Annotated in this window: 6 protein-coding genes; 5 read left to right on the forward strand and 1 reads right to left on the reverse strand. The window is 42.3% G+C overall.

Annotated features, from left to right (window positions below):
* The first annotated feature begins 1 nt into the window (after position 1).
* From QWZ17_RS27115 to QWZ17_RS27125, 3 genes are all read left to right on the forward strand, one after another.
* Positions 2-1,549 carry a RagB/SusD family nutrient uptake outer membrane protein gene (locus tag QWZ17_RS27115; RefSeq protein ID WP_290308481.1) on the forward strand — a complete coding sequence of 516 codons (1,548 nt, stop codon included), beginning with the start codon at positions 2-4 and terminating at the stop codon, positions 1,547-1,549.
* Positions 1,550-1,621: 72 nt separating this feature from the next.
* Complete coding sequence (locus QWZ17_RS27120) at positions 1,622-4,924, forward strand: VCBS repeat-containing protein (protein WP_290308482.1); 3,303 nt, start codon at positions 1,622-1,624, stop codon at positions 4,922-4,924.
* A gap of 28 nt (positions 4,925-4,952) precedes the next feature.
* The gene (locus QWZ17_RS27125; RefSeq protein ID WP_290308483.1) at positions 4,953-8,255 is read left to right on the forward strand and encodes an FG-GAP repeat domain-containing protein; all 3,303 of its coding nucleotides are present in this window, start codon (positions 4,953-4,955) and stop codon (positions 8,253-8,255) included.
* Here QWZ17_RS27125 and QWZ17_RS27130 read toward each other — a convergent pair whose 3' ends face one another.
* Entirely contained in the window at positions 8,256-9,185 is a 930-nt protein-coding gene (locus QWZ17_RS27130; RefSeq protein WP_290308484.1) for a GyrI-like domain-containing protein, read from the reverse strand.
* 232 nt (positions 9,186-9,417) lie between these two features.
* On the opposite strand from QWZ17_RS27130, the gene QWZ17_RS27135 reads away from it, so the two are divergent.
* Both QWZ17_RS27135 and QWZ17_RS27140 read left to right on the forward strand, forming a co-directional pair.
* Positions 9,418-10,743 carry a vanadium-dependent haloperoxidase gene (locus tag QWZ17_RS27135; RefSeq protein WP_290308485.1) on the forward strand — a complete coding sequence of 442 codons (1,326 nt, stop codon included), beginning with the start codon at positions 9,418-9,420 and terminating at the stop codon, positions 10,741-10,743.
* Positions 10,744-10,752: 9 nt separating this feature from the next.
* A complete protein-coding gene (locus QWZ17_RS27140; protein ID WP_290308486.1) occupies positions 10,753-12,792 on the forward strand; it encodes a kojibiose hydrolase in 2,040 nt (679 codons plus the stop codon).
* The last annotated feature ends 118 nt before the right edge of the window (positions 12,793-12,910 follow it).

Consider the following 12,910-nt stretch of genomic DNA (forward strand, 5'->3'; position numbering starts at 1 on the left):
TATGAAAAAGATTACAGTAAAAATTGGAACAACCTGCCTTGCCGCACTTGTGCTTGCATCCATGAGTTGTACAAAACTGAATGAGAAGGTGTATGGATCTAAAGAGGTAAGGGCCGCCAGTAATGGTTCTACCGGCGATTTAGGTGGTGTGTATTCACAATTAAACGGACAATCAAACCAGGCTAACACATACGCTTTACAAGAGCACCCAACAGATGAAATGATGGGCCCAACTCGTGGTACAGACTGGGGCGATTTTGGTACCTGGCGTAAGTTGCATACCCATACCTGGGATGCTTTCCACAACCAGGTTAGCGATACCTGGGATGAGCTTAACACTGGCGTTTACCGCGCAACCCAGGTTATTAACGCGGCTGGCGTTACCAACCAGGTAAAAGGCGAAGCCAGCTTTTTAAGGGCTTATTTCATGTTTGAAGTAGTGGATCTTTACGGCCAGGCTCCTTTCCGTGACCCGGCAGGTTCTGTTGATGCTATCCCAACTGTTTACAACCGTAGCGATGCGACCGACTTTATTATTAAAGATCTGGAATTTGCTGAAGCAAACCTTGGCGCGCCTGTTGATATTGGCCATGCCGGTAAAGCAGCCGCAGAAGCGCTTTTGGCAAAGGTTTACCTAAATAAAGCGGTATATAAAGCAGCTACTGTAGGTGGTCCGTTTACATTTTCTGCTGCCGATATGAATAAAGTTATTGGCTATTGCAATAGCGTAACCGCTGCCGGTTTCCATTTAAATGGCCCTGGTAAATACTTTGATAACTTTTCATGGGATAACACCACATTGAGTACCGAAATTATTTTTGGCCGTATCAACACCGCTACAAACGCGCCTGCAAATACCCACAACCGTTGGAGGATGGGCATGCACTACAACCAAAGCCCAAGCAGCTGGAATGGTTTTACCACTCTTGCCGATTTTTATCACAGCTTTGAGGCCAGCGATGAGCGTATTGGTGGTACTTATCCTAAATTAACCGAATACAACGGTTTAAGAACAGGGTTCCTGATCGGTCAGCAATACGGACCTGGTAACGTGGCTTTAAAGCAACGTGGTGGGCAGCCTTTGATCTTCACGCCGGATGTTAACTTAAACTATTCTACCGAAGCTCAGGGTATCCGTGTAATTAAATACTTCCCTCAGCCTAAACCAGATGGTTCTGTAAATGATGATAATGCAACTAATACCTACATCTTGCTTCGTTACTCAGATGTTTTGCTGATGAAAGCGGAAGCTATTATGCGTGGTGGTACCGATCCAAACGGCCAAACTGCTTTAGGCATCCTTAATTTACTAAGAACAACCCGCGGCGCGTCGGTAGCAACAACTGCAGATGCCGCTACAATATTGGCAGAGCGTGGTCGCGAACTTTACTATGAAGGCTGGAGAAGAAATGACCTGATCAGGTTTGAAAAATTCAATGATCCGGTTGATCAGCGCCCTAATAAAACTGATAAAACAAGGACTGTATATCCAATACCACAACGTGCTGTGGATACAAACCCTAACCTGAAACAAAACGCAGGCTACTAATCTTGAGGTTTATTTGATTTGATTTAAAACGTAGCGGAAATTTTCCGCTACGTTTGTTTTTATATGTCTAAAATGATTTTTAAAAGGTCGGTATTTTACACTTTTTCGGCAGTTGCGTTACTTTTTTCATGTAACGGTATAAACAAGTCCACGTTATTTACGCTTCAATCCAATGATGATATAGGCATCAATTTTATTAACAAGCTAAATGATCAGGATCGTACTAACGTGTTCAGCTACCGTAATTATTACAATGGCGGCGGCGTTGCCATAGGCGATGTTAATAACGATGGTCTTAATGATATATACCTTACCTCAAACCAGGGGGGCAACCAACTCTACATTAATAAAGGCAACTGGAAATTTGAAAATGTGACCGATAAGGCCGGAGTAAAAGGCACCAAGTATTGGAGTACGGGTGTAACCATGGCCGATGTCAATGGCGATGGATGGCTGGATATATATGTATGCCACAGCGGCAATGCAAAAGGCAATGAAAAGGGGAACGAATTATTTATTAATCAGCACGATGGTACTTTCAAAGAAGAAGCCGCGAAATATGGCCTGGTAGATAATGGATTATCAACCCAGGCCATATTTTTCGACTATGATAATGATGGCGACCTGGATTGCTTTGTGTTAAATAACTCGTTTAAGCCTATCGGCGCTTTTGATTTTAACAGCAACTTACGGGCTGTAATTGATCCGCTTGGCGGCGCAAGGCTGTACCGTAACGATGGCGGCCACTTTACCAACGTTACCCAACAGGCCGGCATTTTTTCAAGTGATATCGGTTTTGGCTTAGGTGTTTCTGTAGCTGATGTAAACCAGGATGGTTACCCGGATATTTACGTTTCTAACGATTTCTTTGAACGCGACTACCTATACATTAACCAAAAAAACGGAACTTTTAAAGAGGACATCCAAAACGAAATGGGGCACCTTAGCCAGGCCTCAATGGGCTCTGATATCGCTGATATTAATAACGATGGGCAATATGATGTGTTTACCACCGAGATGTTGCCCGAAGGGGATAAGCGCCTTAAGCAAATGACCTCTTTTGAATCGTACGATGTTATAAAAGCCAAACAGCGCGATGGTTATTACAACCAATATATGCAAAACTGTCTGCAGGTAAATAACGGTGATGGTACATTTTCCGAAACCGCGTTTTACTCGGGCATTGCCGCTACCGACTGGAGCTGGGGAGCATTAATGTTTGATATGGATAATGATGGCTGGAAAGATATTTTTATATCAAACGGTATTTATAAAGATCTTACCGACCAGGATTACATTGAGTTTTTAGGTAACCGCGATAACATGGCAAAAATTGCCGAAGGCCGTAAAAAGTTTGATTTTAAAGATTTTACCGATAAAATGAAATCAACCCCGCTGTCAAACTATGGCTATTTAAATAATCATAATTTAACCTTTACCAATAAAACGGTTGATTTTGGTTTAGATAAACCATCTTTCAGTAACGGATCAACCTATGCCGATCTGGATAACGATGGTGATAACGACCTGGTGGTAAACAACGTTAATTCGCCGCTTTATGTTTACAAAAATAACGCCGAAAAAAATGGCAACCATCACATACAGGTAAAGCTAAAAGGAAGCGGCTTCAATAAGTTTGGGGTGGGTACTACTATCAAAGCTTTTATGAAAGGTAGCGCGCTTATTTACTACAATCAGCCAACCCGTGGTTTTGAAAGCTGCACCTCGCCAAATTTGCTTACACTTGGCATCGGTAAATATACCCAGGTAGATTCGTTGCAAATTATTTGGCCCGGCGGCAAATATCAGTTGATTAAAAATGTAAAAGCCGATAAAGTTTATACTTACCGGCAAACAGATGCTACCCTAAACTACAATTGGAGCAAACCGGTAGTTAAGCCGTTATTTACCGATGTAACCAAAGCGGTATTTGATAGCATCCCTAAGCATAAAGAAGACGACTTTATTGATTTTGACAATGAAAAACTGATGCTGCAAATGCTATCTACAGAAAACCCTTACATAGCAACCGGCGATGTGAATAATGATGGCTTAACAGATTTTTATTTCGGCAGTTCCAAGAACTCATGGGCAGCTATCTACATACAGCAAAAAGATGGCAAGTTTAAGCAAACCATACCGCCGGATCTGGCCAAACAGGAATACCTGGAAAATGCCGGTGCCGTATTTGCCGATTTTGACGGCGATGGCGATCAGGACCTTATTGTGGGTGTTGGGGGCAATGCCGATGAAGCCGGCACGCCGGTATATTTCCCTCGGTTTTATGTAAATGATGGCAAGGGGAATTTCCACCGCGACGCGAGCCGCACTTTACATGCCGGGGTTAATGCTTCGGTTATAGTATCCTGTGATTATGATGGCGATGGGCATCCTGATTTGTTTATCGGGGGTAGGAGTGTGCCGGGCCTTTACGGATGCGCGCCTAAATCATACGTATTTCATAACAATGGCGATGGTCATTTTACCGATGTATCAGAACAGGTGTTGGGGAAAGATACCAAACTGGGCATGGTGACGGCCGCCAAATGGGCCGATCTGGATAATGATGGCTCGCCCGATTTGATAGTTGCCGGTAATTGGATGGGTATTAAAATATTCAGAAACGTTAAAGGCAAATTTACCGAAGACAAGCAATTAGATAACTACAAAGGCTGGTGGAGCAGCCTTGAAGTAGCAGATGTTGACGGCGATGGTAAGCTTGATATTATAGGCGGCAACATCGGCCTGAATTCTAAGTTTAAAGCTTCAGAAGCAAAGCCGATGAAAATTTACATTAAAGATTTTGACAATAACGGCACAAAAGAATGTGTTACCTCCATGTACCGGGGCGATATGAGTTATGTTTTTCATATGAAGCCAGATTTGGTTGGGCAATTGCCGATACTAAAAAAACGCTTTCTAAACTATGCCGATTATGCAGGGAAACCTTTTAACGAAGTGTTTACCGCCGAGATGTTGGAAGGGGCGGAGGTGCATGAAATGAATTTTCTCGCTTCGGCAGTATTTTTAAATGAGGGCAAAAAGTTTACCTGTAAACAACTACCGGTAAATGCGCAGCTATCTATGGTGAATACCATTTTATGCGATGATATCAATAATACAGGTGTTAAGCAGATAATTTTGGCAGGCAATTTTTATGGCTTTAAGCCAGAAGTGGGCAGGCTGGATGCCAATCGGGGTTTAATTTATCAATACGGCAAAAATGGGTTTACTTATACCCCGCCCGCAAAAAGTGGTTTCAATTTAAATGGGCAGGTGCGCTCATCGGCCATTATCAAAAATGCAAAGGGAGCCAAATACTATCTGTTTGGGATTAATGACGCGCCGCTTAAGGCATATAAACTTCAGCAATAAAATAATGCCAACTAACTAATACACACTTATGCCAACTAAAATATATTGCTGGTTGATGTTTATAAGCATTATTGCTATAAGCGCATGTAAACCCAAAAAAGCGGGAGAGGGCGTATTTAAATTACTACCAGCCAGTGAAACCGGGATCAGTTTTGTAAACAAGAACGTTGTAACAGATTCTGTTAACATTTTAGACTACCTGTATTTTTACAACGGAGCGGGTGTTGCAGCAGCCGATTTTAACAATGATGGCTTGCAGGATTTGTATTTTGTATCAAACCAGGGCGATAACAAATTGTACCTGAACAAAGGCGGCCTAAAGTTTGAAGATATTACATCCAAAGCTGGAGTGGCCGGCACCGGCAACTGGAAAACAGGTGTTACGGTTGTTGATATCAATGGCGATGGCCTGAAAGATATTTATGTGTCTGTAGTTTCTGGCTACAAAGGGTTTAAAGGTAAGAATCAGCTGTATATTAACAACGGCGACCTTACTTTTACGGAATGCGCCGCAAAATACGGTCTTGATTTTGCTGGCTTATCAACCCAGGTTTCATTTTTTGATTATGATAAAGATGGCGATCTGGATATGTTTCTGCTTACTTCATCGGTGCATAGTAATGATACCTATGGCGATTCCACCCTTCGGTTTAAATACAGCCATGATGCCGGCGATCACCTGTTTAGGAATGATAATGGCCATTTTACGGATGTAACGCAAAAATCGGGTATTTACAGCGCGCCTATTGGCTATGGTTTAGGTGTAAGTGTAGGCGATTTAAACAATGATGGCTGGGACGATATTTACGTAAGTAACGATTTTTTTGAGCAGGATTATTATTACATAAACCAGCACGATGGCACTTTTAAAGAACAATTAAAGGGCGCTTTTGGGCATACCAGTCTGTTTTCGATGGGCAATACTATCAGCGATATCAACAAAGATGGCCACCTTGATGTAATCACCACCGATATGCTGCCCGAGGATATGAAAAGCCTACGATCTACCATTAACGATGAACCCCTGGATATTTATAACCAGGAAGTTAACGCTGGTTATTACTATCAATACTCAAAAAACTGCCTTCAGCTTAATGTTGGTAACGGCAGCAAATTTGTTGACCTGGGTTTGTACAGTGGTGTATCGGCCACGGATTGGACATGGTCGCCACTGGTGCAGGATTTCGACATGGATGGGCGTAAGGATCTGTTTTTTAGCAACGGCATCAAAAAACGCCTGAATGATATGGATTACCTCAAATACCTTGGCGATCCGCAGGTGATGCAGGATTATAAAAACAACCGTGTTTTTGATAAAGACAAGATCAATATGATGCCCGATGGCGCGGTGCATAATTTCTTTTATCATGGGGGCGATGAGTTGAAATTTTCTGATGTTTCGGCCATAAATGACATGAAACAGCCCTCCATTTCGGCAGGTTCGGTAGCGGTTGATTTGGATAATGATGGCGACCTGGAAATTGTAACCAACAATATGGATGAGCCGGCTTACCTGTATAAAAATACAACAATGGAAAGCCACAAAGATCAAAAGCCCGCTTATCTTAAGTATGCCGTTAAATATACCAACCTAAACCCCGACGGTATAGGTACAAAGTTTTTCATGAAATCAGAAAAACAGGTTGATTTCCAGGAGATAGAAACCAGTAACGCCTATGAAAGCAACCTGAGCAATGAGCTTTTATTTACCTTTTTACCCGGCGATAAACCCGTTGAATTATTGGTGGTTTGGCCCAATAACAGTTACCAGGTAATCAATGATTTTAAACCGGGAACCAAAAACAAGATCACTTATGTGGGATATGGGCTTGATGATAGCAATACTGCCGCGACTATTGAAAACTTTATCGGCAGCAAAAAGCAATTTGATCACTCGCCTGTACAAGCAAAACTATTAGCTCAATTAAAACCTTTTGATACCCCCGACTTTAACTACTATGGTTTATTGCCACATACTTACCTGCCGCATACGCCTGCTATTGCCGTTGCCGATGTTAACGGCGACGGTATTGACGATATATATGTAGGTGGCTTTGTCGATGAAGAAAAATACCTGCTCGCAGGCAATAAAAACGGAGGCTACGATAAAATAAAAGTTCCGGCTTTTGATCAGTTTAAAACATCGGGCGATGAACAGGCTATTTGGACTGATGTGAATAATGATGGTAAACCTGATTTGCTGGTTATTAGCAGCAATCACCCTTTCCAGGAAAGTGATAAATTATTACAGCCCCGTTTATATATCAATAAAGGAAACTTTCAATTTGAGTATAAGCCGCTACCCAAAATAGGCAATCAAACCGCAAAAATGCTGGCTTTTGATTTTAATGGTGATGGGTTGAATGATATTTTGCTTACGGCTGCTATCTCGTACAAAAACTACACGGCAAATATTCCATCTACTATTTTGATTAACAAGGGGAACGGTAATTTCGAAATTAGTAATGATAAACGGTTTAGCGATATCAAATCTATTCCATACGTAACCAGTATGTCTGTTGCCGATGTAGATAAAAACGGCAAACCCGATTTGGTGATTACGGCAGAATGGCAACCAATACAGATATTTTTAAACGATGGTAAAAAGCTTAATAAATTTTCATCAAAACTACTTGATAACGAAAAAGGCTGGTGGCAATCGGCATTAGTAACAGATGTTGATGGTGATGGCAAGGCCGATTTAATAGCAGGCAACTGGGGAACAAATAATAAATACAATGTAACACCAGAGCAGCCATTATACGCTTATAATACCGATTTGGATAAGGACGAGAAAAATGATCTTATTCTATCCTATTTTGTTAAAGGTCAGTACTATCCGTTCCGCCCTAAAAATGATCTGGAGCAGGAGCTGCCATACCTCAAAAAAGAATGGCTGAGCTACCAAAAAATGGCCGATAAAACTACCGCCGAGATTTTTAAAGATAAATTAGATGATAATAACCGCCTAAGTGCAAACCAATTCAACAGTATCTTTATAAGCGATGTTTTACACGCTAATGCGTTTGCCGCATTACCTTATCTATATCAGCAGGCACCAATACGATCGGTTATTAGCGGTACAAAAAACGATATTATTATCAACGGGAACTTTTGGGGTGTAGTGCCCTACGAGGGTAAATACGATGCCTTAGGTTTGGCAACCCTGCAATACAATAAACAACAAAAGCAGTTTAACCAACCGGGATACTTTACCAACCCATCCTTTAACTCGCAGGAGCTTACCTTTTTTAGCACAGTTAAACGCGCCTCGTCAACAGATTATTTGCTGGTTACTTATGATGGCAGGCTGATGTTGGTAAACCGGTAGTTAAAAAATTGGAGCGTAAATTTTTGTTACCCATTTTGATGTATCCTTTTCAACAGATCTATCGGTAATTAATGACTCAAACGGCATGGCCGGGGCTATCAATTTATGGTCTTTCATGTAGATTTGTACTTGCTCAAAAGCATCATTTACGGTATGGGGGCCACCTTTTACATCGGCAATTAATAAATTGCCTCCCATTACCAATTGGTTTATGGTTGCACCCACAGGTGGCGTGATTTTTTTATCAATAGGGATGGCATAACTAATCTGATACTCAGCTTTGCCAACCTTGGTAATATTCAGCATCGGGAAATTGGTTGTTTTGGCCCCTTTGGCTATAGCCTGCTGTTTTAAATTATCAATGAGCTTATAAATGTTTTGCATATCGGGATAGCTGGCAGCACTTGTGGTAGTAGTAAGTAAAAATGCGTCTTTTACCTTATCAATATAAATTTTATACCCGTACGCGTTTTTTTGATCTTCTAAAAAAAGTTTAAGGCTATTTAAAATTTCGCCTGCTTTGGTTTCTAATTCACGGGCTGCATAGTAGTCGGTAATGCGTTTAACCGGGTTCATACTGCTTTGTTTTTCAGCCAGTATTTTAATTTTTGCCGCAAAATCTTCTGCCAGGTAGCTGATATCAGCATCCAGTTTTAAGTCGCCTTGTTGGAGGGTAACATTCGCTCCCCCGTTGGTTGTTTTATTAATCTCAACCTGTATCCCCTTGTAAGCAAAGTGGTCGTTGGTAATCTTGCTCCCCGGCCACCATTTGTCCCATAGGTTTTTATGAATTAGATACTTGGCTACAACGCCATCTGATGCTTCAACGGTTAATTCATTACTGATAGTAAGGGTAGATGGAATTATAAAATATACAGCCGCTGCAGCAAGTATAAGGGCAGCTAAAATTATCAATACAATTTTCTTCATTTCGGTTATAAAGGGGGATGGTAAATCTAATGATATTGAATCATTTTTGAAATATTTTAGATGCAATTATGATAGATAAATGCCTTGATAATTAAGTTGGTTTTTATGTTAAAAAACTATCATTTATAGGCTTATAGTAACGTAAAAAAGCCTATATTGGCTGTTGATCAATATAAAAACCGGCAAATTTTAACCCAATGGTTTGCCAGCGTTTAAACCTTTATTTTAATTTATGAGATCCTTTTTATTTTGTATGACAGGGGCATTATTTTTATTAGCATCCTGTAAAAAGCCCGACTACGAAAAGGTAATTCACGACCCCGAATTGTACCGCGTCACCGTAAAAAAACTAAATGATATTGTGCTGGAAAACAACTTTCCGCCGGTAACAGCTTCGCGTAATTATGCTTATGCCAATATCGCCGCTTACCAGGTTATTGCCGCCGGCGATGCTGCTCATTACAATACTTTATCTGGCCAGATAAAACATTTGCCGCCAACACCAAAAGCTTCAAAAGATACCGCCATTGATTACCAGTTTGCATCGCTCCTGGCGTTTTGTTACGTGGGTAACGCGGTAACGTTTCCGGAGGGTAGTATGGATCAATATGTTGATGGCTTAAAACAGAAGGCCAAAGATGCGGGCATGCCCGATGATTTGTTTGAAGGATCGGTAAACTACGCCAACAAGGTAGCTAAATCAATCATGAAATGGAGCAAGGGCGATAACTATTTAAAAACCCGGTCGGCCAGTAAGTTTACGGTGAAACAGCAAGATGGCAGGTGGATACCAACACCGCCGATGTATGCCCAGGCTCTGGAGGCGCATTGGGGCGAGATCAGGCCGATGGTGCTTGATTCAACAGCCCAATTTATTCCGCCAGATCCACCGGCTTTTGATGTAAAAAACAAAAACAGCAAGTTCTATCTACAGGCATTAGAGGTGAAAAACATTGTTGATAGCCTAACCAAAGAGCAAAAACACCAGGCCGATTTTTGGGATGATAACGCGTTTAAACTCAACGTAGTTGGGCATGCCATGTTTGCCACTAAGAAGTTTTCGCCGGGCGGGCACTGGATGAATATCACCGGTATAGCTACCCGCGCCAAAAAGATGGATTTTAATACCACCGTAAGCATTTATACCCAAACGGCTATCGCTTTATTTGATGGCTTTATCAATTGCTGGTATCTTAAATACAGGTCAAACTATGTACGCCCCGAAACTATTATCACCAAATACATCAATCCCGATTGGCACCCTTATATCCAAACACCGCCATTTCCGGAATATAGCAGCGGCCACGCGGTAATTTCTTCGGCCGCGGCCGAGGTGTTGAGCAATAGGATAGGGGATAATTTTGCTTATACCGATTCGTCAGAGTCGGAATTTGGGATAGATCCTATGTCTTTCAAATCTTTCAGGGAAGCAGCAAAATCGGCCGCTATTTCAAGGGTCTATGGTGGTATTCATTTTAAAAACGCTTGTATCATAGGCAACAAGCAAGGTGCTCAAATTGGGCAATTGGTTTTGAAAAAGCTTCAGTTAAAAAAATAATCATCGGTAATGAAAAAAATATATACCTGGTGTATAGCATTAACGCTATCCATACCGGTTACCCTAAAGGCGCAAAATACCGACCCATGGGTTGTTAAAGCGGATAAAATTGATCCGGCAAATTATTACGGCATCACGGTAGCCAACGGGATGATTGGCATTGTATCTGCACCAGAGCCTTTTAAAGTTAAAAATGTAGTGCTTGCCGGCGCTTATGATTTGTACGGACGTGGCAGGGTAAGTAACTTTTTAAACAGTTTTAATCTGCTTAACATGTACCTGGAAATTGACGGCAGGCGCATCGACGCGAAAAACATCAGCAATTTTAAACAGGAGCTGGATATGCAGCACGCTGCCTTCACCACCACGTTTGATTACGCGGATAAGGCGACCATAAAATATACCTACTATTCCCTGCGCCAATTACCCTTTACGGTTTTAATGGATGTATCCGTTACGGCGAAAAAGGCTATCAGTATTACATCTGCCAGTGTGATGGAAGCACCGGACGCGTTAAAAGAGGTACAGAATTATTATAACGAGATTGATCGACCACATGTAACCATCAGCCTGTTAACCTCAACGGCTAAAAGCCCTACAGGCAAAATGCAGTTGTGTGCATCAACTTCGTTTTTGTTTAATGAGCCGCATGGACAGGAGCCACGCATTATTCATGAAATGTGGGATAATAACATGCACCTCATGAAGTTCAGTAAAAGCATAGCCGCCGGCGAAACCTATAAATACGCGGTTACCGGTTCGTCCATCACGTCGGCCCATCATGCTGATCCTTTGAACGAGGCTGAGCGTTTAACCATTTTTGCCAAGTTGGAAGGGCGCGACAGGTTAATTAAATTTCATAATAAAGCATGGGATGATCTTTGGGCCAGCGATATCCAGGTAGAGGGCGACACGCAGGCGCAACAGGATATTCACAGTATGCTGTACCACCTATATTCGTTTTCTCGTGCCGGCACGGCATACTCACCATCGCCAATGGGCTTATCGGGATTAGGTTATAACGGTCACGTTTTTTGGGATTGCGATGTTTGGATGTATCCGGCCATGTTGGTGCTTCACCCCGAAATTGCTAAATCGATGGTTGAATACCGTTTTGAACGATTGGATGCTGCCCGAAAAAACGCGTTTTCGCATGGATATAAAGGCGCGATGTTCCCCTGGGAAAGTGCCGATAGTGGGGTAGAGGAAACACCGGTTTGGGCATTGAGCGGTCCCTTTGAGCACCATATTACGGCGGATGTTGCCCTTGCGGCCTGGAATTATTATTGCGTTACGCAGGATAAGGACTGGCTGCGCGAAAAAGGCTGGCCAATACTTTCTGCCACTGCCGATTTTTGGGCAAGCCGCGTTGAACGTAGCGGCCCGGGCCATTACGATATTAAAAATGTAGTTGCTGCCGATGAATGGGCAGAAAATATTGATAACAACGCCTTTACCAATGCCGCGGCCCAGGCTAACCTGCAAAATGCGACCGCCGCTGCCAAAATATTAGGCCTTAAAGCCGATGCCGATTGGCAATTAGTAGCGCAAAATATTCCCATCTTAAAAATGGATAATGGCGTTACCCGTGAATTTGCCACCTACAACGGCGAAGGGATTAAACAAGCAGATGTAAACCTGCTGGCCTATCCACTAAAAACCATAATCGATCCCGGGCAGATTAAGAAAGACCTTGAATACTACGAAACCCGTGTGCCAAACGAAGGTACGCCTGCCATGACCCAGGCAGTTTTTGCTTTGCTTTACGCGCGTTTAGGCAATGGCGACAAAGCTTACCATTTTTTCAAGGACGCCTATGAACCAAACCTAAACCCACCGTTTAGGGTGATTGCCGAAACAAAGGGAGGTACAAACCCATATTTTGCCACCGGCGCGGGAGGGATTATCCAAAGTTTATTGATGGGTTTTGGCGGCCTGGATATTACACCAACCGGGATAACCCAGGTTAAAAGTAAACTGCCTGCCAACTGGAAATCACTTAAGATTACCGGGGTAGGGGTTAATAAGATGAGTTATATGATAAAGTAGACTTTTTGAGTTGGAGGAGGATGGCCCAAAAACCGCGTCATTGCCTTTGGTCTAACAAAAGAAACATAAAACAAAAGATTGTTATTGTTATACCGGGGGTGCAGGGGGTGTTAAGAAC

This window comes from Mucilaginibacter flavus (assembly GCF_030409315.1).
GTDB lineage: Bacteria > Bacteroidota > Bacteroidia > Sphingobacteriales > Sphingobacteriaceae > Mucilaginibacter > Mucilaginibacter flavus.